This is a genomic window from Streptomyces sp. NPDC089919 (assembly GCF_040684615.1).
Classification (GTDB): domain Bacteria; phylum Actinomycetota; class Actinomycetes; order Streptomycetales; family Streptomycetaceae; genus Streptomyces.
The window spans coordinates 1-24,310 of sequence record NZ_JBFBGK010000075.1 but is presented as its reverse complement, the minus strand read 5'-3'; the positions used below and the strand labels follow the sequence as shown (position 1 = coordinate 24,310).

22 protein-coding genes are annotated in these 24,310 nt (G+C 72.3%); 12 read left to right on the top strand and 10 right to left on the bottom strand.

All coding sequences use genetic code 11. The features are described 5' to 3' along the window. Window positions 1-71: 71 nt before the first annotated feature. Complete coding sequence (locus AB0O40_RS26085; protein WP_365046416.1) at window positions 72-1,136, top strand: ATP-binding protein; 1,065 nt, start codon at window positions 72-74, stop codon at window positions 1,134-1,136. Here AB0O40_RS26085 and AB0O40_RS26080 read toward each other — a convergent pair. Further along, window positions 1,078-2,409, bottom strand: a complete 1,332-nt coding sequence (locus tag AB0O40_RS26080) for a hypothetical protein (RefSeq protein ID WP_365046413.1) — start codon at window positions 2,407-2,409, stop codon at window positions 1,078-1,080. The two genes, AB0O40_RS26085 and AB0O40_RS26080, sit on opposite strands and share 59 nt — an antisense overlap. 232 nt (window positions 2,410-2,641) lie before the next feature. Here AB0O40_RS26080 and AB0O40_RS26075 point away from each other — a divergent pair, with 232 nt between their 5' ends. The 6 genes from AB0O40_RS26075 (at window position 2,642) to AB0O40_RS26050 (ending at window position 10,528) form a co-directional block, all read left to right on the top strand. Further along, entirely contained in the window at window positions 2,642-4,975 is a 2,334-nt protein-coding gene (locus AB0O40_RS26075; protein WP_365046459.1) for a SulP family inorganic anion transporter, read from the top strand. Between the two features lie 195 nt (window positions 4,976-5,170). Further along, on the top strand, window positions 5,171-7,126 hold the full coding sequence (acs, locus tag AB0O40_RS26070) for an acetate--CoA ligase (protein WP_365046410.1): 1,956 nt from the start codon (window positions 5,171-5,173) through the stop codon (window positions 7,124-7,126). 205 nt (window positions 7,127-7,331) lie between these two features. Further along, window positions 7,332-8,765, top strand: a complete 1,434-nt coding sequence (gene nhaA / locus AB0O40_RS26065; protein WP_365046407.1) for a Na+/H+ antiporter NhaA — start codon at window positions 7,332-7,334, stop codon at window positions 8,763-8,765. Window positions 8,766-8,802: 37 nt separating this feature from the next. Then, window positions 8,803-9,261, top strand: coding sequence for a phage holin family protein (locus AB0O40_RS26060; protein WP_365046405.1), 459 nt, complete (start codon window positions 8,803-8,805; stop codon window positions 9,259-9,261). Beyond that, window positions 9,258-10,205 (top strand): alpha/beta hydrolase, encoded by a 948-nt coding sequence (locus AB0O40_RS26055; RefSeq protein WP_365046402.1) that lies wholly within the window; start codon window positions 9,258-9,260, stop codon window positions 10,203-10,205. The genes AB0O40_RS26060 and AB0O40_RS26055 overlap by 4 nt, the downstream gene beginning before the upstream one ends. A 143-nt stretch (window positions 10,206-10,348) precedes the next feature. Next, window positions 10,349-10,528 (top strand): hypothetical protein, encoded by a 180-nt coding sequence (locus AB0O40_RS26050; RefSeq protein ID WP_365046399.1) that lies wholly within the window; start codon window positions 10,349-10,351, stop codon window positions 10,526-10,528. A 43-nt stretch (window positions 10,529-10,571) separates the two neighbouring features. On the opposite strand, the gene AB0O40_RS26045 is transcribed toward AB0O40_RS26050, so the two are convergent. From AB0O40_RS26045 to nth, 3 genes are all read right to left on the bottom strand, one after another. Beyond that, window positions 10,572-11,771, bottom strand: coding sequence for a MarP family serine protease (locus AB0O40_RS26045; protein ID WP_365046457.1), 1,200 nt, complete (start codon window positions 11,769-11,771; stop codon window positions 10,572-10,574). A gap of 31 nt (window positions 11,772-11,802) precedes the next feature. Then, window positions 11,803-12,525 (bottom strand): CoA pyrophosphatase, encoded by a 723-nt coding sequence (locus AB0O40_RS26040; RefSeq protein WP_365046396.1) that lies wholly within the window; start codon window positions 12,523-12,525, stop codon window positions 11,803-11,805. 90 nt (window positions 12,526-12,615) lie between these two features. Beyond that, window positions 12,616-13,437: an endonuclease III gene (gene nth, locus AB0O40_RS26035; RefSeq protein WP_365046393.1), complete on the bottom strand. Its 822-nt coding sequence runs from the start codon at window positions 13,435-13,437 to the stop codon at window positions 12,616-12,618. 359 nt (window positions 13,438-13,796) lie between these two features. On the opposite strand from nth, the gene AB0O40_RS26030 reads away from it, so the two are divergent. Both AB0O40_RS26030 and AB0O40_RS26025 read left to right on the top strand, forming a co-directional pair. After that, window positions 13,797-14,471, top strand: coding sequence for a Crp/Fnr family transcriptional regulator (locus tag AB0O40_RS26030; protein ID WP_003981529.1), 675 nt, complete (start codon window positions 13,797-13,799; stop codon window positions 14,469-14,471). A 107-nt stretch (window positions 14,472-14,578) separates the two neighbouring features. Then, the gene (locus tag AB0O40_RS26025) at window positions 14,579-15,382 is read left to right on the top strand and encodes a nucleotidyltransferase domain-containing protein (protein ID WP_365046389.1); all 804 of its coding nucleotides are present in this window, start codon (window positions 14,579-14,581) and stop codon (window positions 15,380-15,382) included. A 13-nt stretch (window positions 15,383-15,395) separates the two neighbouring features. Here AB0O40_RS26025 and AB0O40_RS26020 read toward each other — a convergent pair whose 3' ends face one another. From AB0O40_RS26020 to AB0O40_RS26000, 5 genes are all read right to left on the bottom strand, one after another. Beyond that, on the bottom strand, window positions 15,396-15,683 hold the full coding sequence (locus AB0O40_RS26020; protein ID WP_365046386.1) for a ribosomal protein L7/L12: 288 nt from the start codon (window positions 15,681-15,683) through the stop codon (window positions 15,396-15,398). A gap of 20 nt (window positions 15,684-15,703) precedes the next feature. After that, a complete protein-coding gene (locus tag AB0O40_RS26015) occupies window positions 15,704-16,552 on the bottom strand; it encodes an MBL fold metallo-hydrolase (protein WP_365046383.1) in 849 nt (282 codons plus the stop codon). After that, window positions 16,549-17,508, bottom strand: coding sequence for an NUDIX hydrolase (locus tag AB0O40_RS26010; protein WP_365046455.1), 960 nt, complete (start codon window positions 17,506-17,508; stop codon window positions 16,549-16,551). Before AB0O40_RS26010 ends, AB0O40_RS26015 begins: the two co-directional genes overlap by 4 nt. Window positions 17,509-18,203: 695 nt before the next feature. Beyond that, the gene (locus AB0O40_RS26005) at window positions 18,204-18,668 is read right to left on the bottom strand and encodes a RidA family protein (protein ID WP_365046380.1); all 465 of its coding nucleotides are present in this window, start codon (window positions 18,666-18,668) and stop codon (window positions 18,204-18,206) included. Continuing rightward, window positions 18,665-18,826 carry a DUF4177 domain-containing protein gene (locus AB0O40_RS26000; protein WP_107048484.1) on the bottom strand — a complete coding sequence of 54 codons (162 nt, stop codon included), beginning with the start codon at window positions 18,824-18,826 and terminating at the stop codon, window positions 18,665-18,667. The genes AB0O40_RS26005 and AB0O40_RS26000 overlap by 4 nt, the downstream gene beginning before the upstream one ends. Window positions 18,827-18,894: 68 nt before the next feature. On the opposite strand from AB0O40_RS26000, the gene AB0O40_RS25995 reads away from it, so the two are divergent. Continuing rightward, on the top strand, window positions 18,895-19,875 hold the full coding sequence (locus AB0O40_RS25995) for an ArsA-related P-loop ATPase (RefSeq protein WP_365046377.1): 981 nt from the start codon (window positions 18,895-18,897) through the stop codon (window positions 19,873-19,875). Beyond that, the gene (locus AB0O40_RS25990) at window positions 19,872-21,083 is read left to right on the top strand and encodes an ArsA family ATPase (RefSeq protein WP_365046375.1); all 1,212 of its coding nucleotides are present in this window, start codon (window positions 19,872-19,874) and stop codon (window positions 21,081-21,083) included. The genes AB0O40_RS25995 and AB0O40_RS25990 overlap by 4 nt, the downstream gene beginning before the upstream one ends. A 45-nt stretch (window positions 21,084-21,128) precedes the next feature. Here AB0O40_RS25990 and AB0O40_RS25985 read toward each other — a convergent pair whose 3' ends face one another. Further along, window positions 21,129-21,479 (bottom strand): WhiB family transcriptional regulator, encoded by a 351-nt coding sequence (locus AB0O40_RS25985; RefSeq protein ID WP_365046453.1) that lies wholly within the window; start codon window positions 21,477-21,479, stop codon window positions 21,129-21,131. A 406-nt stretch (window positions 21,480-21,885) separates the two neighbouring features. Between AB0O40_RS25985 and AB0O40_RS25980 the strand changes: the two genes are divergently transcribed. Beyond that, on the top strand, window positions 21,886-24,165 hold the full coding sequence (locus AB0O40_RS25980; RefSeq protein WP_365046372.1) for a transglycosylase domain-containing protein: 2,280 nt from the start codon (window positions 21,886-21,888) through the stop codon (window positions 24,163-24,165). Window positions 24,166-24,310 lie beyond the last annotated feature (145 nt).

Sequence of the window (24,310 nt, the reverse complement as noted above, 5' to 3'; positions counted from 1 at the left end):
CCCCACCTTGGAGTGGTCTTCTTCACTCACTTCGACCACTGCGTGCGATCGAGCCACTACGCTTGGTGAACATGAAGATCGCTTTCGTAGGAAAGGGCGGCAGCGGGAAGACCACGCTCTCCTCCCTCTTCATCCGCCACCTCGCCCGTCACGAGTTCCCCGTCGTCGCGGTGGACGCCGACATCAACCAGCACCTGGGCGCCGCCCTCGGGCTCCCCGAGGAGGAGGCCGCCGCGCTGCCCGCCATGGGGGCCCGGCTGCCGCTCATCAAGGAGTACCTGCGGGGCTCCAACCCGCGGATCGCCTCCGCCGACTCGATGATCAAGACCACCCCGCCCGGCACCGGCTCCCGGCTGCTGCGGGTCCGCGAGGACAACCCGGTGTACGAGGCCTGCGCCCGCACCGTGCAGCTCGACGGGGGCCCGGTCCGGCTGATGGCCACCGGCCCGTTCACCGAGTCGGACCTGGGCGTGGCCTGCTACCACTCCAAGGTCGGCGCGGTGGAGCTGTGCCTGAACCACCTGGTGGATGGGCGGGAGGAGTACGTCGTGGTCGACATGACCGCCGGCTCGGACTCCTTCGCCTCGGGCATGTTCACCCGCTTCGACATGACGTTCCTGGTCGCCGAGCCCACCCGCAAGGGCGTCTCGGTCTACCGCCAGTACAAGGAGTACGCCCGGGACTTCGGGGTCGCGCTCAAGGTCGTCGGCAACAAGGTGCAGGGCCAGGACGACCTGGACTTCCTGCACGCCGAGGTGGGCGAGGACCTGCTGGTGACGGTCGGCCACTCCGACTGGGTACGCGCCATGGAGAAGGGCCGTCCGCCCCGCTTCGACCTGCTGGAGGAGCCGAACCGCGCCGCCCTCGACGTCCTGCGCGAGGCGGCCGACGGCGCGTACGACCGGCGCGACTGGGAGCGGTACACCCGGCAGATGGTCCACTTCCACCTCCGCAACGCCGAGAGCTGGGGGAACGCGAAGACCGGGGCCGACCTGGCGGAGCAGGTCGACCCCGGCTTCGTCCTGCGCGAGGCCCCGGGCAACGGGACGGGTGAGGGGACGGGTGACGGGGAGGGGATCAGCCCTCTGAGTCTTCCGCTGCCTTCTTCTGCGACGGCTGCCCCGCAGCCGGCTTGATCCCCGCGGTGCCGGCCGCCGGCGCGGCGGCCGGGGCCTTGGCCATGAAGGCGGGCCAGCCCTCCTTGGGCGTCTGGCCCACGTCCAGGTTCCGCAGCTTCTCCAGGGTCGCCGGGTCCTGGGCGTCGAGCCAGTCGGCGAGTTCGCGGAAGGGCACGCAGCGCACGTCCTTCTGCGAGCAGACCCCCTTGATGACCTCGTCGACGGCGCGCATGTAGGTGCCGCCGTTCCAGGACTCGAAGTGGTTGCCGATGATCAGCGGCGCCCGGTTGCCCTGGTAGGCCCGGTCGAAGGCCTTCAGGAGGCCGTCGCGCATCTGGTCGCCCCAGTACTCGTGCTGGGACGGGTCGCCCTGGGTGGTCGTACCCGACTGGTTGACCAGGTAGTTGTAGTCCATCGACAGCGTCTCGAAGGCCCGGCCGGGCATCGGGACGAGTTGCAGCGGCAGGTCCCACAGGCCCTCGGTCTTGTGGGGCCAGACCTGCTTGCTGATGCCGCTGGAGTCGTAGCGGAAGCCCATCTGCCTGGCCGCCAGCATGAAGTTCTTCTGGCCCTCCAGACAGGGGGTGCGGGCCCCGATCAGCTCCTTGTCGTAGTCGAAGGGCAGCGCCTTCTCGTGCGTGAGGCCCGAGTTGGTCTTCCAGCCCTTGACGAAGGCCTTGGCCTGGTTGATCTCGCTCTTCCACTCGTCGACCGACCAGGTGCCGACCCCGCCGTCCGGGCCGCAGAAGTGGCCGTTGAAGTGGGTGCCGATCTCGTTGCCCTCCAGCCAGGCGCCGCGGACCTGGGTGGCGGTGTCCTTGATGCCCTTGAGGTCGCCGAAGCCGATGTCGGAGAGGCCCGAGTCGTGCTTCGGCGCGGTGTAGAGGCTCCGCTTCTCCTCGGGGAGCATGTAGACGCCGCTGAGGAAGTACGTCATGCGGGCGTTGTTCTGCTTGCCGACCTCGCGGAAGTGCGAGAACAGCCGCTGGCTGTCCTCCCCCGCGCCGTCCCAGGAGAACACCACGAACTGCGGCGGCTTCTGGCCGGGCGCCAGCTTCTCGGGAAGCCGTACGTTCGGCTGCGAGCCGGTGTACGAGGTCGAGCCGTCGCCGATCAGCCGGAGCACGCTGCCCGGCGCGGGTGCGGCCTGGGCGCCCTGCTTCGCGCCGTGCCGGGCGGCGCCGGGGTTGCCGGCCGGGCTCTTGGCCGGTCCGGAACTGCTGCAGCCCGCGACGCTCAGCGCCATGGCGGTGGCGACCAGACCACCGGCGAGCTTCTTCGAGGCGGCCATCCGCCCACCCTCTTCCTTGCAGGTCTTCGCACGGGACACCGCCGGGTCGGCGGGCGTCGCAACGTCACCACGCGAAAGACCGAGAAGAAAGTATGACAAGCCGACCAAAATGCTTATTCACTCTTCAGGAGGAATGGATCCCCCGATTGCGGCCCATATCCCCCACACGCCTTTACTCTCCATTACGATTCGTTTACCGACCGTTGATACTCCCTTCGTCTCGGCCCACCCCCTGCCCGAGCTCCCGCCGCTTCACCCCCCTGCCCCGGAGGAGACGGGAACCGTGTCCGACTTTTCTGCATCGATCGCCGTATTCCTGATCGCCCTGCCGCTCTCCCTCGGCATCGCCCTGGCCACCGGCGCCCCGCTCCAGGCCGGGCTGGTCGCCGCCGCGGCCGGCGGCATCGTGGCCGGCCGGTTCGGCGGCGCACCGCTTCTGGTGAGCGGCGCCTCGGCCGGACTCACGGTCGTCACCGCCGAGTTGATCCAGCGCTACGGCTGGCGCACCACCTGCGCGATCACGGTGCTGGCCGGCGCGGTCCAGCTGGGCCTGGCCCTGCTGCGCACCGCCCGGACCGCGCTGATGGTCAGTCCGGCCATCGTGCACGGCATGCTCGCGGGCATCGGCGTGACGATCGTCGTGGCCCAGCTGCACATCGTCCTCGGCGGCACCCCGCAGAGCTCCGCGGTGGCCAACGTCCTGGAACTGCCCGCCCAGTTGGCCGACCTCCACCCCGGTGCGCTGGCCGTCAGCGCGCTCACCCTCGGCGTCCTGCTGGCCTGGCCCCGGCTGCCCGGCCGGGCCGGCCGGGTCCTGCGCAAGGCACCGGCCGCGCTGGCCGCGGTGACCCTGGCGACCGCCGTCGCCGCGCTCGCGGGGCTCGGGCTGCCCCGCGTGGACCTGCCCTCCTGGCGCAGCCACGCCCTGCCGGAGCTGCCCCAGGGACCGGTGCTCGGCATCGTCGCCGCCGTGGTGGCGGTGACCCTGGTCGGCAGCGTCGAGTCGCTGCTCTCCGCGGTGGCCACCGACAAGCTGATCGCCGCCGAGCGGCCGGCCGTGGCCCGGCCGCCGCGCGCCTCCCTCAACCGCGAGCTGGGCGGCCAGGGCCTGGCCAACCTGGTCTCGGGCGCCCTCGGCGGGCTGCCGGTCGCCGGCGGCGCGGTGCGCAGCATCACCAACGTGAAGTCCGGGGCGACCAGCCGTCGTTCGGCCGTGCTGCACGGCGTCTGGGTGCTGCTCGCGGCCGGCCTGCTGATCCCGGTCCTCGACCTGATCCCGCTGGCCGCGCTGGCCGCGCTGGTGCTGGCGGTCGGGGTGCAGATGGTCAGCATCACCCACCTGCGCAGCGTCACCCGGCACCGCGAGTTCCTGGTCTACGCGGTGACCACCACCGCCGTGGTGGTCTGCGGGGTCCTGACCGGCGTGGCCGTCGGGATCGCGGTCGCGGTCGCGGTGGCCCTCAACCGGCTGGCCCGCACCCGCATCACCGTCACCCAGGAGGGCGGGGTGCACCGGCTGCGCGCCCGGGGCCAGTTGACCTTCCTGGCGGTGCCCCGGCTCAGCCGCGAGCTCAACGCCATCCCGCAGGACGCCCACGTGGTCGTCGAGCTGGCCGGCTCCTTCATGGACCACGCCGCCTACGAGACCCTTCAGGACTGGCAGGACGCCCAGGTCGCCCACGGCGGCCGGGTCGAGGTCACCGGCCGGGCCGGGGCGCCGGTGGCGGGCTCGGGCGGCGGCCGGAGCGGGCACCACTGCTGCCGCCCCTGGACCCCGTGGCACGCCGTGCAGAACCACTGCCGGCACCGCTCGGCGGCGGCCGCCGCGCCCCGCCCGGTCGGCGGCCAACTGGCCTCCGGCATCAGCGCCTTCCAGCGCGACACCGCCCCGCTGGTGCGCGGCGAGCTGGCCCGGCTGGCCCGGGAGGGCCAGCGCCCCTCCCAGCTCTTCCTCACCTGCGCCGACTCCCGCCTGGTCACGAGCATGATCACGGCCAGCGGCCCGGGCGACCTCTTCACCGTCCGCAACGTCGGCAACCTGGTCCCGCGGCCGGGCGCCGAGTCCGGGGACGACTCGGTGGCGGCGGCCATCCAGTACGCCGTGGACGTCCTGGAGGTCAGCAGCATCACGGTCTGCGGCCACTCCGGCTGCGGGGCGATGCAGGCCCTGCTGACCACCCCGCAGGAGGACCCGCCGGCCACCGCCCTGCACCGCTGGCTGCGGCACGGCCGGCCCAGCCTGGCCCGGATGGCCAGCCGGGACCACCCCTGGGCCCGGATCGCCGGCCGGCTGCCGGCCGACGCGGTGGAGCAGCTCTGCCTGACCAACGTCGTCCAGCAGCTGGAGCACCTGCGCGCCCACGAGTCCGTCGCCCGCCGACTGGCGGAGGGCACCCTGGAGCTGCACGGCGTGTACTTCCACGTCGGCGAGGCGCAGGCGTACCTGCTCACCGACGGGGACGGCTGCATCGAGGGCCACGTCTTCGCGAGCGTGGATCCCGGTCATCCGACCGACGTGATCGAGCCAATCCCGCGCCGAACCGCACTGGAACAGGCCCCCGCCTGAACCGAACGCCCCCTCAGCACGTGAGACCGTATGGCCCTCCCCGCACCCTGCAGCGGGGAGGGCCACTCGCATGGAGGGGCCCCAGCGCCCGGAAATAGGTCTAAACCAATTTCCCGTGGCCCCTTGTCACCGGGGCCGCGGGCTGATGAGCTATGACCCGGGACACAACGGACACCCTGGGAAAGGGAGATGTCGGTGAGCAACGAAAGCCTGGCCAACCTGCTCAAGGAGGAGCGGCGCTTCGCGCCGCCCGCCGAGCTGGCCGCGGGCGCCAACGTCACGGCGCAGGCGTACGAAGAGGCCGCGGCGGACAGGCTGGGCTTCTGGGCGACCCAGGCCCGGCGGCTGAGCTGGGCCGTGGAGCCCACCGAGACGCTGGACTGGAGCAACCCGCCCTTCGCGAAGTGGTTCGCGGACGGCAAGCTCAACGTCGCGTACAACTGCGTCGACCGGCACGTCGAGGCCGGACTCGGCGACCGTGTCGCCATCCACTTCGAGGGCGAGCCGGGCGACAGCCGCCAGATCACCTACGCGCAGCTCAAGGACGAGGTCTCCAAGGCCGCCAACGCCCTGACCGAGCTGGGCGTGCGGGCCGGCGACCGGGTCGCCGTCTACCTGCCGATGATCCCCGAGGCGGTCGTCGCCATGCTGGCGTGCGCCCGGGTCGGCGCCGCGCACTCCGTGGTCTTCGGCGGCTTCTCCGCCGACGCCGTCGCCTCCCGCATCCAGGACGCCGACGCCAAGCTGGTCATCACCGCCGACGGCGGCTACCGGCGCGGCAAGCCCACCGCCCTCAAGCCGGCCATCGACGAGGCCGTGGGCAAGTGCCCGCAGGTGGAGCACGTGCTGGTGGTGCAGCGCACCGGCCAGGAGACCGCCTTCACCGAGGGCCGGGACCTGTGGTGGCACGAGCTCGTGGGCCGCCAGTCCGCCGAGCACGCCCCCGAGGCCTTCGACGCCGAGCACCCGCTCTTCATCCTCTACACCTCGGGGACGACGGGTAAGCCCAAGGGCATCCTGCACACCTCCGGCGGCTACCTGACCCAGGCCGCGTACACCCACCACGCCGTCTTCGACCTCAAGCCGGAGAGCGACGTCTACTGGTGCACCGCCGACATCGGCTGGGTGACCGGGCACTCGTACATCGTCTACGGCCCGCTGGCCAACGGCGCGACCCAGGTCATGTACGAGGGCACCCCCGACACCCCGCACCAGGGCCGCTTCTGGGAGATCGTCCAGAAGTACGGGGTCACCATCCTCTACACGGCGCCCACCGCCATCCGGACGTTCATGAAGTGGGGCGACGACATCCCCGCCAAGTTCGACCTGTCGAGCCTGCGGGTGCTCGGCTCGGTCGGCGAGCCCATCAACCCCGAGGCCTGGGTCTGGTACCGCGAGCACATCGGCGGCGGCCGCTGCCCGATCGTGGACACCTGGTGGCAGACCGAGACCGGCGCGATGATGATCTCCCCGCTGCCCGGCGTCACGGAGACCAAGCCCGGCTCCGCGCAGCGCGCGCTGCCCGGCATCAGCGCCACCGTCGTGGACGACGAGGCCCACGAGGTCCCGAACGGCGGGGGCGGCTACCTGGTCCTCACCGAGCCGTGGCCGTCGATGCTGCGCACCATCTGGGGCGACGACCAGCGCTTCCTGGACACCTACTGGTCCCGCTTCGAGGGCAAGTACTTCGCGGGCGACGGCGCCAAGAAGGACGAGGACGGCGACATCTGGCTGCTCGGCCGGGTCGACGACGTCATGCTCGTCTCGGGCCACAACATCTCGACCACCGAGGTCGAGTCGGCGCTGGTCTCGCACCCCTCGGTCGCCGAGGCGGCCGTGGTGGGTGCCGCGGACGAGACCACCGGCCAGGCGATCGTCGCCTTCGTCATCCTGCGCGGCACCGCCAGCGAGGACGAGGGCCTGGTCGCGGAGCTGCGCAACCACGTCGGCGCCACCCTCGGCCCGATCGCCAAGCCCAAGCGGATCCTGCCGGTGGCGGAGCTGCCCAAGACGCGTTCCGGCAAGATCATGCGCCGGCTGCTGCGGGACGTCGCGGAGAACCGCGAGCTGGGTGACGTCACCACCCTCACCGACTCCTCGGTGATGGACCTGATCCAGACCAAGCTGCCGAGCGCGGGCAGCGAGGACTGAGTCCGGCACGAGCACACCGAACGGGCATCCGGCGACCGCGCCGGATGCCCGTTTCGCGCTTAAAGTGATGATCGCCGGATACATCCGCGCGCGACCCCTGTAAAGTCGTGAAAGCGTAAAGAACGAAGAATCTCCACAGGGTGCGCCGGGAAGTCTGGTCGGCAACAGCTTCGCCATGCCGTCCAACCCACCGGAGGTGCCATCCGTGGCCGCGCCCAGCCCCACCGACCCCCACGGCCGCAAGCTGCTCGGCCGCCTGTCGCTGCCGGAGCGGCGGTACATCGCCGACGCCCTGCGCGCCGAGACCGTCGGTGGTGTGCTCCTGCTGGTGGCCGCCGTCGCCGCGCTGATCTGGGCCAACATCCCCGCCCTGGCCGACGGCTACGCAAGCGTGCGGGACTTCCACCTCGGCCCCGGTGCCCTCGGCCTGAACCTCTCGGTCCAGCACTGGGCGGCCGACGGGCTGCTGGCCGTGTTCTTCTTCGTCGCCGGCATCGAGCTCAAGCGCGAGCTGGTCGCGGGCGATCTGCGCGAGCCCAAGGCCGCCGCCCTGCCGGTGATCGCGGCCCTGTGCGGCATGGCCGTACCCGCCCTGGTCTACGCCCTGGTCAACGTCCTGGGCGACGGTTCGATGGACGGCTGGGCGGTCCCCACCGCCACCGACATCGCCTTCGCGCTGGCCGTGCTCGCCGTGATCGGCACCTCGCTGCCCTCCGCGCTGCGCGCCTTCCTGCTCACCCTCGCGGTGGTCGACGACCTCTTCGCGATCCTGATCATCGCGGTCTTCTTCACCAGCGAGATCCGCTTCCCGCAGCTGGTCGGGGCCTTCGTGGGCCTCGCGCTCTTCTGGTTCCTGCTGCGCCGCAACGTCCGCGGCTGGTACGTCTACGTCCCGCTGGCCCTGGTCATCTGGGGCCTGATGTACAACAGCGGCGTGCACGCCACCATCGCGGGCGTGGCCATGGGCCTGATGCTCCGCTGCACCCGCCGGGACGGCGAGCAGCACTCCCCCGGCGAGCACATCGAGCACCTGGTCCGGCCGCTGTCCGCCGGGCTGGCGGTGCCGCTCTTCGCGCTCTTCTCGGCCGGCGTCTCGCTCTCCGACGAGGCCCTGGGCCAGGTCTTCACCCGCCCCGAGACGCTGGGCGTGGTGCTCGGCCTGGTCGTCGGCAAGGCGGTCGGCATCTTCGGCGGCACCTGGCTCGCCGCCCGCTTCACCCGGGCCGAGCTCAACCCGGACCTGCGCTGGCCGGACGTCTTCGCCGTCGCCTCGCTGGCCGGCATCGGCTTCACCGTCTCCCTGCTCATCGGCGAACTGGCCTTCGACGGGGACCCGCTCCTCACCGACGAGGTGAAGGCGGCGGTGCTGATGGGCTCGCTGATCGCCGCCGTGCTCGCGGGCGTGCTGCTCAAGCTGCGCGACCGCAAGTACCGGGCGCTGACCGCAGCCGAGGAGCTCGACGAGGACCAGGACGGCATCCCGGACATCTACGAGGAGCACAACCCGGCGTACCACCTGCGGATGGCCGAGATCCACGAACGCAAGGCCGCCGAGCACCGCCGCCGGGCGGAGGAGGCCGCCGCCGCCGCGGATCCGGTGGCCACCGGGTCCAGCACCGAGGCCGAGCGTCCGGCATGATCTGACAGACAGTTCGGACGGAGCGAGGGAGAGAGCGATGAGCGCAGTGGACCAAGGGTCGCAAGGGGTCGAGCGCAGTCTCGGCCAGCTGGTCGCCTCGGCAACGACCGAGATGTCCGCCCTGGTGCACGACGAGATCGCGCTGGCCAAGGCCGAGATCCGGCAGGACGTCAAGCGGGTCGGCATCGGCGGCGCCGCCATCGGCATCGCCGGCACCCTGGCGCTCTTCTCGCTGCCGGTGCTGAGCTTCGCCGCGGCCTACGGCATCCACAATCTGGGGCTGGGCCTGGCCTGGTCCTTCCTGATCGTCGGCGGCGCGTTCCTGCTGCTCGCGGGGCTGCTGGCGCTGCTCGCGGTGACGAAGTTCAAGAAGGTCAAGCCGCCGGAGAAGTCCATCGCCTCCGTCAAGCAGACCGCCGCGCTCATGGGGACGGTCAAGCCGCACCCCCGGCCGGTCAGTGACAAGGCCGTGGGTGTGGCACGCTCGTCCTCATGACGGCCGCCTCCCCCGACAACGGAACACCTCCCACCGCCGCCTCGGCGGTCCGCCTCGACGGTCCCTGGACGCACCGGGACGTCGCGGCCAACGGTGCGCGCTTCCACGTCGCCGAGCTGGGCGAGGGTCCGCTGGTCCTGCTGCTGCACGGCTTCCCGCAGTTCTGGTGGACCTGGCGGCACCAGATGACCGCGCTCGCCGAGGCCGGGTACCGGGCCGTGGCGATGGACCTGCGCGGGGTGGGCGGCAGCGACCGCACGCCCCGCGGCTACGACCCCGCCAACCTGGCCCTGGACATCACCGGTGTGGTCCGCTCCCTGGGCGAGCCGGACGCCGCGCTCGTCGGCCACGACCTGGGCGGGTACCTGGCCTGGACGGCCGCGGTCATGCGTCCCAAGGTGGTGCGCCGGCTGGTGGTCTCCTCGATGCCGCACCCGCGCCGCTGGCGTTCGGCGATGCTCTCGGACGTGTCCCAGAGCCGGGCCGGGTCGTACGTCTGGGGCTTCCAGCGGCCCTGGCTGCCCGAGCGGCGGCTGGTGGCGGAGGACGGCGCGCTGGTGGGCGAGCTGATCCGGGAGTGGTCCGGTCCGCGGCAGCCCGAGGACGAGGACGTCCGGGTCTACCAGCGGGCGATGTGCGTGCCCTCGACGGCGCACTGCTCGATCGAGCCCTACCGCTGGATGGTCCGCTCGATGGCCCGCCCCGACGGCCTCCAGTTCAACCGGCGGATGAAGCGCCCGGTCCGGGTGCCGACCCTGCACCTGCACGGGTCGCTGGATCCGGTGATGCGCACCCGCAGCGCGGCCGGTTCGGGCGAGTACGTCGAAGCCCCCTACCGGTGGCGGCTGTTCGACGGCCTGGGGCACTTCCCCCATGAGGAGGACCCAGCGGCCTTCTCCGCCGAGCTCGTCAACTGGCTGCGGGACCCCGAGCCGGACCGCTGACCGGGCCGTCCGCGGCACGCCCTGACGCCTGCTCGAACACCGACTGAACTCCTGTACGACGAACAGCCAATTGCCCCGCGCATAGGCCAATTGGCCGTCTCGCGCACGGTTACCGACCTTGGGGCCCGGGCAGACGTCGAAGTATGGGCTGGACGCACGACCACGCTGACACCGCACGCACCCGCCGCTCGGCAGCGCCGCTGGGCTCCCACGAGAGGGCGGACGGTCCCGTACCGGGACCCGACCCCCGACTCGGCATTCCGCGCATCCTGCGCCGCCGGGCCCGCTGGGTCTCGGCCCGCCTGAGGCACCAGCGCACCTAGCCCGGCCGGGCGCCGGAGCGCCGGGCGGCCGGAGCGCCGGGCGTCAGAGCGCGCAGGCGTCGGTGGCCACCCGCCGGTGGGCGGTGCTGCCGTCGGTGATGTCGTCCTGGATCTCGTCGGCCGTCAGGGCGTACCCGGTGTTCGGGTCGTCCAGGGACTTCGCGAAGACCACGCCGTAGACCTTGCCGTCCGGGGTCAGCAGCGGGCCGCCGGAGTTGCCCTGGCGCACGGTCGCGTAGAGCGAGTACACGTCGCGGCGGACGGTGCCCCGGTGGTAGATGTCCGGGCCGTTGGCGTTGATCCGGCCGCGGACCCGGGCGGCCCGCACGTCGTACGAGCCGTTCTCCGGGAAGCCCGCGACGATCGCGCCGCTGCCGCTCTTGGCGTCGGCCCCGGCGAACTCCAGCGCGGGCGCCCGCAGCTTGGGCACGTCCAGGACGGCGATGTCCCGCCGCCAGTCGTAGAGCACGACCTTGCCCTCGTAGAGCCGTCCCTCGCCGCCTATCTGGACGGTGGGCTCCGCGACCCCGCCGACCACGTGGGCGTTGGTCATGACCTTGCCGTCGGCGAAGACGAAGCCGGTGCCCTCCAGGACCTTGCTGCAGCTCGGGGCGGTGCCGACCACCTTCACGATGGAGCGCTTGGCGCGCTGCGCGACCGGGCTGCCGGCCAGCGCCGGGTCGGGCGCCCGCACCTCGGTGATGGGTTCGTTGGAGAACGGGCTGAAGACCTGCGGGAAGCCGTTCTGCGCGAGGACGGAGCTGAAGTCCGAGAAGAGGGTGTTCGCCTGCTGGGGCATCAGCTTCGAGACGCCGTAGAGCACCTGCGACTTGTTGGCCTGCTTGCCCAGGCTGTTGGTCGGGTTGCCGGCCAGCGCCGACCCGATCAGCCAGGCGACCAGCAGCATCGCGACGACGTTGACCAGCGCGCCGCCGGTGGCGTCCAGGGCGCGCGCCGGTGACCAGGTGATGTGCCCGCGCAGCCGGTTCCCCAGGTGGGTGGTGAAGGCCTGGCCCACCGAGGCGCAGATGATCACCACCACCACCGCCACGATGGCGGCCGCGGTGGTCACCGTCGCCTTGTCGGTGACCTGGTTCCAGATCACCGGGAGCAGGGTCACCGCGATCAGGCCGCCACCGAGGAAGCCGATCACCGAGAGGATGCCGACGACGAAGCCCTGGCGGTAGCCGATGATCGCGAACCACACGGCGGCGACCAGCAGGAGGATGTCCAGCGCGTTCAGCTGGTCGAGCACGTTCACGTGGGCCACCGTCTCATGCGCGCCAGTCCAGCGGGACCCTTCGAGACCGGTCCCACGGCAGCTCCCAGCCCGAGTAGTGCAGGATCCGGTCGATCACTCCCGCGGTGAAACCCCAGACCAGAGCCGATTCGACCAGGAATGCGGGGCCTTCGTGGCCGCTCGGGTGGACCGTGACGGCGCGGTTGGCCGGGTCCGTGAGATCCGCCACGGGAACCGTGAAGACCCGGGCCGTCTCGCCCGGGTCCACCGCCGTCACCGGGCTGGGCTCGCGCCACCAGCCGAGCACCGGGGTCACCACGAAGCGGCTCACCGGGATGTACAGCCGGGGCAGCACGCCGAAGAGCTGCACCCCGGCCGGGTCCAGCCCGGTCTCCTCCTCGGCCTCCCGCAGCGCGGCCCGCAGCGGCCCGTCGTCCGCCGGGTCGCCGTCCTCGGGGTCGAGCGCCCCGCCCGGGAAGGAGGGCTGTCCCGCGTGCGAGCGAAGCGTGCCGGCCCGCTCCAGCAGCAGCAGCTCGGGGCCGGCGGCACCCTCGCCGAAGAGGATCAGCACGGCCGACTGCCGGCCCGCGCCGCTCTCCGGCGGCAGGAAGCGGCTCAGCTGGAGCGGCTGGACCGTCCGCGCCGCCTCGGCCACCGGGTCCAGCCAGGACGGCAGGCCGTCCGTGCTCAGCCCGGCCCCGGCGGACAGCTCGGGCCGGCCACCACCGGCCCCGCCCGCCCTCGTCACCCCTGTCATCGGCACCCCGTTCGCAGTACTGCCCCTGACCGCCACAACGCGGCCCGGGGCCGGATTCGTTCCTCGGACCGGGGCGGGCCGCCCCGGCGGTCAGCGGGTGGCGGCGCCCAGCGGCGCGGCCGGCAGGCCCGGGTAGTCGGCCGGCGGGCTCAGCCGCTGGCCGGGCTGGCCGCCCTTCTCGTACTTGAGGAGCTTCCGCGCCTTCTCCGGGTCCGTCTCGCCCTCGCCGTACGCGGGACACAGCGGGGCGATCGGGCAGGCCCCGCAGGCGGGCTTGCGGGCGTGGCAGATCCGGCGGCCGTGGAAGACGACCCGGTGCGAGAGCATCGTCCACTCGCTCTTCGGGAAGATCTCGCAGATCTCCGCCTCGACCTTCTCCGGGTCCTCCTGCTCGGTCCACTTGAAGCGGCGCACCAGCCGCCCGAAGTGGGTGTCGACGGTGATCCCGGGGACGCCGAAGGCGTTGCCGAGCACGACGTTGGCCGTCTTGCGGCCCACGCCCGGCAGGGTCACCAGGTCCTCGAGGCGGCCCGGCACCTCGCCGTCGAAGCGGTCGCGCAGGGCCGCGGACAGGCCCATCAGCGACCGGGCCTTCGCCCGGAAGAACCCGGTCGGCCGGATGATCTCCTCCAGCTCCTCCGGCACGGCCGCGGCCATGTCCTCGGGGGTCGGGTACGCGGCGAACAGGGCGGGGGTGGTCTGGTTCACCCGCAGGTCGGTGGTCTGCGCGGACAGGACCGTGGCGACCAGCAGCTCGAAGGGGTTCCGGAAGTCCAGCTCGGGGTGGGCGTAGGGGTAGACCTCCGCCAGCTCGCGGTTGATCCGGCGGGCGCGGCGGACCATCGCCAGCCGGGACTCGGGCTTCGCCTTCGCGGCCGCCGCCCCGCTCTTCGCAACCTTGCTCTCAGCCATGTGACGAAGGCTACGCCGGGCCGCCGACACCCCGGGGCCGATCCCGGACGATGATCGCCGGCGGCCGCCCGACGCCCCTGACCGCCCCGGCCGCAACCCGGCCGGGACTCTGTTCGCCCACAGCTGAATCCGCTGTGCGGACGGCGCCCGCGGGCCCTTCGGCCCTTGCCCGGCGGCCTCTTGACCCCCGGGGCCCGCCGGACGTGTCCCCCTCCGTGGCCCGAACAGCCCATCCATTTGCCCCCAGCCGCCCAGTACACCCGTTCGTCCGGCATGCTTGTGATCGATCGCACTGTTTGTAGCGTCCGGCAAAATGGGGAGCACGGTCCCCTGAGCAGGTCGACATAGGAGAGAGACTCGTGGACGACGTTCTGCGGCGCGCCCCGCTCTTCGCGGCGCTCGATGACGAGCAGGCCGCGGAGCTCCGCGCCTCCATGGGCGAGGTGACCCTCGCACGCGGCGACGCCCTGTTCCACGAGGGCGACCCCGGTGACCGGCTGTACGTCGTCACCGAGGGCAAGGTCAAGCTGCACCGCACCTCCCCCGACGGCCGCGAGAACATGCTCGCCGTCCTCGGCCCCGGCGAGCTGATCGGCGAGCTGTCGCTCTTCGACCCGGGCCCGCGCACCGCCACCGCCACCGCGCTGACCGAGGTCAAGCTGCTCGGCCTGGGCCACGGCGACCTCCAGCCCTGGCTGAACGCCCGGCCCGAGGTCGCGACCGCGCTGCTGCGCGCCGTCGCCCGCCGCCTGCGCAAGACCAACGACCAGATGTCCGACCTGGTCTTCTCCGACGTCCCCGGCCGCGTCGCCCGGGCCCTGCTCGACCTGTCGCGCCGCTTCGGCGTGCAGTCGGAGGAGGGCATCCACGTGGTGCACGACCTGACGCAGGAGGAGCTGGCCCAGCTCGTCGGCGCCTCGCGCGAGACGGTCAACAAGGCCCTCGCCGACTTCGCCGGCCGCGGCTGGCTGCGCCTGGAGGCCCGCGCGGTCATCCTGCTGGACGTCGAGCGGCTGGCCAAGCGCTCCCGCTGAGCGCCCGCACGCCTTCGAAGGCCCCCGTCCACCCGGGCGGGGGCCTTCGCCGTCCCCGCGCGTTGCGCGCGAGGGGAAGCCGACCGTGGATTGGCACAGTGGAACGCATGGAACACAAGGGGCTGGACGCACAGGGGTTCATCGAGCGCGAGGGGTCGCTCGGGGCGGTCGGGCCGGAGTTCCGGCCGGTGGTGGCCCTGGCCCGGTCCCGCATCGGCGAGGCGTACGGCCGGCGCCTGCACAGCGCCTACCTCTACGGCTCGGTGCCGCGGGGCACCGCCCGGCCCGGCCGCTCCGACCTCGACCTGCTGCTGGCGCTCCACGAGGAGCCCACCGGGACCGACCGCGGGACGGCCGGCGAGCTGGCGCAGGAGCTCGACGCGCACGACCCGGCCGTCGACGGCGTGGGGATCCTGCTCTTCGGCAAGGAACGGCTGCTCAGCGACGCCGAGCGGTACGACCTGGGCTGGTTCCTGGCCTGCCTGTGCACCCCGCTGCTCGGCGCCGACCTGGCCGAGCACCTGCCGCGGTACCGGCCCGACGAGCGGCTGGCCCGGGAGACCAACGGCGACCTGGCCGGGATGCTGCCCCGCTGGCGCGACCAGGTGGCGGAGGCGGCCGGCCCGGCGGAGTACCGGACGCTGGCCCGCCGCTACGCCCGCCACCTGGTGCGGACCGGGCTGACGCTGGTCATGCCCCGGTGGGGCGGCTGGACCAGCGACCTGGACCGGTCCGCCGAGGTCTTCGGCCGGTACTACCCCGAGCGGGCCGGGCAGCTGCGCGAGGCGGCGGCCGTGGCCCTGGACCCGGTGGCCGACCCGGCGGTGCTGCACGGGTACACCGAGGACCTGGGGCCCTGGCTGGCCGCGGAGTACGCCCGGGTGCTGGGCGTGAAGGCGGCGCGGGGCTGAGGCCGCGGCCGGGTCAGAGCTTGTGCTCCAGGGCCTCGACCGCGTCCTTGGCCTCCTTCAGGCCCTCCCCGGTGAGCTCGCGGTAGATCTTGATGGCCTCGATCTTCTTGCCGGCCCGCAGCCGCTCCAGGACCCGGTCCAGGCCCGCCACGGGCGGCTCCTCGAGGCCCAGGTGATCCATGATCACGTCCAGCTTGCGCTCGATCCGGTCGGCCTTGCGGGCCACCTCCCGGACCTTCTGGTTGACGTGCGCGGTGATCCAGTTGACCGCCAGGACCAGGGCTATGAGTGCGAAGATCATGCGAGCAGCGTAGTGACCGCCTAGTAGCCGGGCGGGCCCGGGATCAGGCCGTGCTCCTTCAGGTACTCCAGCTGCGCCCGCACCGACCACTCCGCCGCGGGCCACAGGGAGCGGTCCACGTCCGCGTAGACGTGCGCCACGACCTCGGAGGGGCTGTGGAAGCCGTTCTCCACGGCCGTCTCCACCTGCGCCAGCCGGTGCGCCCGGTGCGCCAGGTAGAACTCCACCGCGCCCTGGGCGTCCTCCAGCACCGGGCCGTGGCCCGGCAGCACGGTGTGGACCCCGTCGTCCACCGTCAGGGAGCGCAGCCGGCGCAGCGAGTCCAGGTAGTCGCCCAGCCGGCCGTCCGGATGGGCCACCACGGTCGTGCCGCGGCCCAGGATCGTGTCGCCGGTCAGCACGGCCCGGTCGGCCGGCAGGTGGAAGGAGAGGGAGTCGGCGGTGTGCCCGGGGGTGGGCACCACCCGCAGCTCCAGCCCGCCGACCGAGACCACCTGGCCGGCCCGCAGCCCCTCGTCGCCCAGCCGCAGCGCCGGGTCCAGGGCCCGGACCTTGGTGCCGGTCAGCTCGGCGAACCGGCCGGCGCCCTCGGCGTGGTCGGGGTGGCCGTGGGTGAGCAGGGTCAGCGCGACCCGCCGGCCGGCCCGCTCGGCCGTGGCGATCACCTCGCGCAGGTGGCCGTCGTCCAGCGGGCCCGGGTCGACCACCACCGCGAGGTCGGAGTCCGGCTCGGCGAGGATCCAGGTGTTGGTGCCGTCCAGGGTCATCGCGGAGGCGTTCGGCGCGAGGACGTTGACGGCGCGGGCGGTCGCGGGCCCGGAGAGCACCCCGCCCCGCGGCTGGCCCGGCAGGGCCCCGGCATCCGTCATGAGGCGCCTCCGATCCGTACCCGCTTGGTGAACTCGTCGTGTCCGGGCCAGCTCAGCACCAGCTCGCCCTCTTCCAGGGTGGCCTGCGCGAGCACCGGCGTCAGGTCCTGGGCCCCGGCCGCCGCCAGGGCCGCCGCGGCGGTCCCGTACGGCTCCAGCGAGCGCAGGGTGGAGATGGTCGGCGGCATCATCAGCAGCTCGCCCTTGTCGTAGCCCGCGGCCGCCTCGGCCGGCCGGATCCACACCGTGCGGTCCGCCTCGGTGGAGGCGTTCCGGGTCCGCTGGCCCTCGGGCAGCGCGGCCACGAAGAACCACGTGTCGTAACGGCGCGGCTCGAACTCGGGGGTGATCCAGCGGGCCCAGGCGCCCAGCAGGTCCGACCGGAGCAGCAGGCCGCGGCGGTCGAGGAACTCGGCGAAGGACAGCTCCCGGGCCACCAGTGCCTGCCGGTCCTCCTCCCAGTCCTCGCCGGTGGTGTCCCCGACGACGGTGTCGGCCGTCGGGCCGGCCAGCAGCACCCCGGCCTCCTCGTACGTCTCGCGGACCGCGGCGCAGACGATGGCCTGCGCGGTGGCCCGCTCGGTACCCAGCCGCTCGGCCCAGCGGTCCAGGCCGGGGCCGGCCCAGCCGACGTGGTGGTCGTCGTCCCGCGGGTCCACGCCGCCGCCGGGGTAGGCGTACGCCCCGCCGGCGAAGGCCATCGAGGCCCGGCGACGGAGCATGTGCACGGCGGGGCCGGTGGCTGGGCCTGTGGCTTGGCCCGTGCCCGTGCCTGCGTCGGTGTCGCGGAGCAGCATGACGGTGGCTGCGAGCTTGGGGGCGACGGGGGTGAGGGTGCCGGCCGTCAGGGCCCGGATGCGGTCCGGCCACTCCGGCGGGTACCACTGGCCTCCGGCGGTCCGGCCCTGTTGCTCTTGGCCCTGGCCCCGCTGACTCGTGTCCTGCTGCTCACCCATTGGCATGGCCGGATGCTACGGCGATCCGCCCGGATGTACGAGGGGGTGCCGGTGCCGGTGGCGGTGGCCGCTGCGCGGAGCCCTCCCCCACCCCACCCTCCCCCAGACTCCGTCCGGGGGGACCCCCATCCCGAAACCGGGGGCTCCGCCCCCGGACCCCCGGCCCAGGCGCTCCGCGCCGGGCTTCCGGGGCTCCGCCCCGGACCCCGCGCCTCAAACGCCGGCGAGGCTGGATTGGCCACTCCCCCCACGAGGCCGTACATGTACGCCTGGCCGCGGGCGGTCGGGATGTGCGGGGGAGCCGCTTGACGGCCCGTGGCAGGCTGGTCCGGAGGCGGGCCCGGGCCGGGGATCGCCGAAGGCGACGGGCGAAGCCCGCTTGTCCGGGGTGGGCCTGCCACGGGCCGTCAAGCGGCGCGGGGACCCACACCTCCCGACCGCCCGCCGAAGCCCCGGCAAATCAAGCCCCGCCGGCGATTGAGGCGCGGGGTCCGGGGCAGCGCCCCGAAACCTGGCCCCCGCCCACCCTTCGCATCCGCCCGAGCATGGCCTGAGCCGACCGTCGCGCAGCGACGGTGCGGACGGGCAGGCACGCAGACAGGCAGCCCAGACAGCCCCGGGGCACCCCCCGAAACACCGACAGGGCCGGCCCGCGCACAGCAGCGCGTACCGGCCCCGTCGAGGAGCGCGAGGACTCAGTCCTCGATCTCGATCTGGAACTCGACCTCGACCGGCGCGTCCAGGGGGAGGACCGCCACGCCGACGGCGCTGCGGGCGTGGACGCCCTTGTCGCCGAGGACCTCGCCGAGCAGCTCGCTGGCGCCGTTGATGACGCCGGGCTGGGCGGTGAAGTCGGGGGCGGAGGCGACGAAGCCGACGACCTTCACGACCCGCTTGATCTTGTCCAGGTCGCCGATCACGGACTTCACGGCCGCCAGGCCGTTCAGCGCGCAGGTGCGGGCGAGCTGCTTGGCCTCGTCGGCGCTGACCTCGCCGCCGACCTTGCCGGTCAGCGGGAGCTTGCCGTCGACCATCGGGAGCTGGCCCGCGGTGTAGACGTACGCGCCGGAGCGGACCGCCGGCTGGTACGCGGCCAGCGGGGGCACGACCTCCGGAAGGGTCAGTCCGAGCTCGGCCAGCCTGGCCTCGACGGCGCTCATGCCTGCTTCTCCCGCTTCAGGTAGGCCACCAGCTGCTCGGGGTTGTTCGGCCCGGGCACGACCTGGACGAGCTCCCAGCCGTCCTCGCCCCAGGTGTCGAGGATCTGCTTGGTGGCGTGCACGAGCAGCGGGACCGTCGCGTATTCGAACTTCTTCATGCAGGGGAGCGTAGTGCCTGGACGAGGGCTCATGCGCAGCCCGAATTCGCACTGGTTACGCTCGATGCGTGAGCAGGCTCCAAGTGGTCAGCGGCAAGGGCGGCACCGGTAAGACCACGGTCGCCGCCGCACTCGCGCTCGCCCTCGCCAAAGAGGGCGGGCGGACGCTTCTGGTGGAGGTCGAGGGCAGGCAGGGGATCGCGCAGGTCTTCGGCACCGAAGCGCTCCCCTATGAGGAGCGGAAGATCGCGGTGGCGCCCGGGGGCGGCGAGGTGTTCGCCCTGGCCATCGACGCCGAGCGGGCGCTGCTGGACTACCTCCAGATGTTCTACAAGCTCGGCTCGGCCGGCCGGGCGCTCAAGAAGCTGGGCGCCATCGACTTCGCCACCACCATCGCGCCGGGCCTGCGGGACGTGCTCCTGACGGGCAAGGCCTGCGAGGCGGTCAAGCGCAAGGACAAGCAGGGCCGCCCGGTCTACGACCACGTGGTCATGGACGCGCCGCCGACGGGCCGGATCACCCGCTTCCTGAACGTCAACGACGAGGTGGCGGGCCTCGCCCGGTTCGGCCCGATCCACAACCAGGCCCAGGCGGTCATGAAGGTCCTCAAGTCCCCGGGCACGGCCGTGCACCTGGTGACGCTGCTGGAGGAGATGCCCGTCCAGGAGACCGCGGACGGGATCGCCGAGCTGCGCGCGGCCGGGCTGCCCACCGGCCGGGTGATCGTGAACATGGTCCGTCCGCACCACCTGGACGAGGGCGCCCTGCGGGCCGCCTCGGGCGGGCAGCGGGCCGCGGTGGCCCAGGCGCTGTCCCGGGCCGGGCTGGGCGGCGCCCGCCGCGGCGGGCTGGCCGAGCGGCTGGTGGAGCCGCTGCTGGAGCAGGCCGCGGAGCACGCCGAGCGGGTGGAGCTGGAGCGGGCCCAGCGCACCGTGCTCGCGGAGCTCGGACTGCCGACGTACGAACTGCCGCTGCTGGGCGGCGGGATGGATCTCGCCGGGCTCTACGACCTGGCGGCGGAGCTGCGGAAGCAGGTGAGCGCCCGGTGAGCATCGCCCTGCGGACTCCCCCCGTGCTGGACGTCGACGCACTGCTGGACGACCGGGACACCCGGATCGTCGTGTGCTGCGGCGCGGGCGGGGTGGGCAAGACCACGACGGCCGCGGCGCTCGGGCTGCGGGCGGCCGAGCGGGGGCGCAAGGTCGTGGTGCTCACCATCGATCCGGCGCGCCGGCTGGCCCAGTCGATGGGCATCGACCTGCTGGACAACACGCCCCGGCCGGTGGCGGGCGCCGGCTCGGACGGCGGCACGCTGCACGCCATGATGCTGGACATGAAGCGGACCTTCGACGAGATCGTCGAGGCCCACGCGGACCCGGAGCGGTCCCGGGCGATCCTGGAGAACCCCTTCTACCAGTCCCTGTCGGCCGGGTTCGCGGGCACGCAGGAGTACATGGCCATGGAGAAGCTGGGCCAGCTCCGGGCGCGGGACGACTGGGACCTGATCGTGGTGGACACCCCGCCGAGCCGGTCCGCGCTGGACTTCCTGGACGCGCCCAAGCGGCTGGGGTCCTTCCTCGACGGGAAGTTCATCCGGGTGCTGATGGCGCCGGCCAAGGTGGGCGGCCGGGCCGGGATGAAGTTCCTGAACGTCGGCATGTCGCTGATGACGGGCACCCTCAGCAAGCTGATGGGGGGCCAGCTCCTGAAGGACGTCCAGACCTTCGTGGCCGCCATGGACACGATGTTCGGCGGCTTCCGCACCCGCGCGGACGCCACGTACCGGCTCCTCCAGGCGCCGGGGACGGCGTTCCTGGTGGTCGCCGCGCCCGAGGCGGACGCGCTGCGCGAGGCCGCGTACTTCGTGGAGCGGCTGGCCGCGGACGACATGCCGCTGGCCGGGCTGGTGCTGAACCGGGTGCACGGCAGCGGCGCCGACCAGCTGTCGGCGGAGCGGGCGCTGGCCGCCGCGGAGAATCTTGAAGAAGGCGGCATTGTGGATCAGGAGGCCGGGAAGGCTGACCTTCGTGACCCCGCCGCCCCCGAAGGATCCGCCGACGCCCTCGCCGCCGGACTGCTCCGGCTGCACGCCGAGCGCATGCAGGTGATCGCGCGCGAGCGAAGCACCCGCGACCGTTTCTCCTCGCTGCATCCCGAGGTGCCGGTGGCCGAAGTGGCCGCCCTGCCCGGCGATGTGCACGACCTCGCCGGGCTGCGGGCCATCGGTGACCGGCTGACGACCGGTCAGAGCATCTGAGTGCGACGCATCTGATACGACCGGTCGGAAGGGCGGTGCCGGGGCCTACCCGGCCGCCGCGTAGGTCTCGTAGACCACGTCCGTCTCACCGTCGACATCCACCGTCAGGATGCCGGTGCTGCGCTCGTACTCCGTACGAGCGGTTTCGAGCAGCCGCCGCCACGACGTGACGGTGGGCCGCCTGCGGAGCAGGGCGCGGCGCTCCCGCTCGGTCATGCCGCCCCAGACACCGAACTCGACGCGGTTGTCGAGCGCGTCCGCGAGGCATTCGGTCCGCACCGGGCATCCGGTGCACACCGCCTTGGCCCTGTTCTGCGCTGCACCCTGTACGAACAATTCATCCGGATCGGTAGTGCGGCAGGCTGCCTGCGCACTCCAGTCGGTAACCCAGCCCATGCCGGCGCCGTCCTCTCCCGAATCGAGGCTCCCCCACGGCGGCAGCGGCATATTCACCGCTGCCAGTTGAGGACGTTACGGAAGGTGGGCACAGCGCAACACCCCCGACGGGCCCAATCTTGAATGGCCCGAACGGACTATGCGTGAGCGGCAGATCACCCGACGGAGTGACCCGGCGACATGCCCGACGTATCGGACATTTTTGGATGTACCAGTCGAGCCGGGAGCGCTTTACATCGGACACCGAACGACGGATGCCGGCGATTCGGACATACGTCCACCCTCTTCGGGAAGGGTGAAAGTCGCGCCGGGGGGTTGATGTCCCCTCGCACTGCTGTGACAGTTGAGAGCAGCTTAGGCCAAGGCATACACGTGTGTCCGGCGAATGAGAACGTAGGCTGCCCCCATGCCAAAGAAGCGCTCGGGCGGAGGTCTCACCGGGACCCAGCAGGCCGCCAAGTTCCTCGGGGTCTCGGTCCTCGCCGGTGTCGTGCTGGCCGGTATCGCGATTCCCGGTGCGGGTGCGCTCGGGCTCGCGGCCAAGGGCACGGTCGAGGGGTTCGACGAGATCCCCGCCAACCTCAAGACCCCGCCGCTGAGTCAGCGCACCACCATCCTGGACGCCGAGGGCGGTCTCATCGCGACCGTCTACTCCCGCGACCGGAAGGTCGTCCCGCTCACGGCCATCTCGCCGTACATGCAGAAGGCGATCGTCGCGATCGAGGACTCCCGGTTCTACGAACACGGGGCCATCGACCTCAAGGGCATCCTGCGCGCCGTCAACCAGAACGCCCAGGAGGGCGGCGCCGCCCAGGGCGCGTCGACCCTGACCCAGCAGTACGTCAAGAACGTCTTCGTCGAAGAGGCCGGCGACGACCCGACCAAGGTCGCCGAGGCGCAGCAGAAGAGCCTGGGCCGCAAGGTCCGCGAGCTGAAGTACTCGATCCAGGTCGAGGAAGAGCTCGGCAAGAAGAAGATCCTCGAGAACTACCTCAACATCACCTTCTTCGGGCAGCAGGCCTACGGCATCGAGTCGGCCGCCCAGCGCTACTTCAGCAAGCCCGCCCGGGACCTCACCCTCGAGGAGTCCGCGCTGCTCGCGGGCCTGGTCCAGTCGCCGAGCCGGTACGACCCGGTCAACGACACCGAAGAGGCCACCAAGCGCCGCAACACCGTGCTGCAGCGGATGGCCGACGTGAAGGACATCTCGCAGGCCGAGGCGGACGCCGCCATGGCCAAGCCGATCAAGCTGAAGGTCACCCGCCCCAAGAACGGCTGCATCACCGCCGTCAGCGGCGCCGGCTTCTTCTGCGACTACGTGCGCGCGGTCTTCCTCTCCGACCCCGTCTTCGGCAAGACGAAGGAGGAGCGGGCCAAGATCTGGAACCAGGGCGGCCTGACCGTCCGGACCACCCTGGACCCGCAGTCCCAGGAGGCCGTGAACACCTCCATCAAGGACCACGTCAACCAGGACGACAAGATCGCCACCGCGGTCACCCTGGTCCAGCCGGGCACCGGCCGGGTGCTGGCCATGGGCCAGTCCAAGCCCTACGGCTTCGGCACCAACGAGACGCAGATCAACTTCTCGGTCAACAAGAAGATGGGCGGCTCGAACTTCGGCTTCCCGACCGGCTCGACCTTCAAGCCGTTCGTGGCGGCGGCGGCCATCGAGGCGGGCACCGCCCCGACCAAGGTCTACCCCTCGCCGCACGACATGCCGTACCCGAGCCCGGTCAGCACCTGCGGCAGCCCCTGGGTGAACTTCAACGACCAGGACCGGGTGGAGAACGAATCCGAGTCCGAGGTCGGCCCGTACGCGCTGAAGGACGCCATGGCGAAGTCGGTCAACACCTACTTCGTCCAGATGATCACGGACATCGGCCTCTGCCCGGTGACCGACATGGCCCGCAAGCTCGGCGTGGTCCCGGCCAACGGCGAGAAGCTGAAGGAGGTGCCCTCGATCGCGCTGGGCACCGAGGGCATGTCCCCGCTGACCATGGCCAACGCCTACGCCACCTTCGCCAACCGGGGCGTCTACTGCAGCCCCGTCGCCATAGAGTCCATCACCGACGCGCACGGCAAGGCCCTCCGGGTGCCCCGGAGCAGCTGTGAGCGGGCGATGTCCCAGCGGACCGCCGACACCATCAACAGCCTGCTGCGCGGCGTGATCGACTCCGGTACCGGTAAGGAAGCCGGCCTCGAGGGCCGGGACAGCGCGGGCAAGACCGGTACCACCGACTCCCGCTACAACGCCTGGTTCGTCGGCTACACGCCGAACATGGCGGGCGCGACCTGGGTCGGCTCCGGCGGCAACAAGCAGATCTCGATGGAGAACATCTACATCGGCGGCCAGTACTACGAGAAGGTCTACGGCGGCGGCGTCCCCGGCCCGATCTGGAAGGACGCGGTCAACGGCGCGCTGGCCGGCCGGGAGGTCCAGGAGTTCGTCACCGTCCACATCCCCGACGCGGTCGAGCCGCCCGGCGGCAGCAAGGGCAAGCCGGGCAAGGGCAAGGGCGGCAAGCACAAGCCGCGCAAGCGCGACGACGGCAAGCCGGGCAACGACGGCGGCGACGACCCGGACCCGGACCCGGCGGGGACCGGCACCGACAACGGCGGCGGGCTCCCCGGCGGCTTCACGCTGGACCCGGGCCTGGTGGCCGGGCAGACCGGCCGCGACCAGTAGCCGGTAGCCGGTAGCCGGTAGCCGGTAGGGAACGACAGAGAGGGGGGGGGGGGCGCCGCGCCGCGCCCCGCCGACCGGGCCGGCGGGCGGGACCCCGCCCGGCGCAGAATACACACAGCGGCCACCCCCCCCCCCCCCCCCCCCC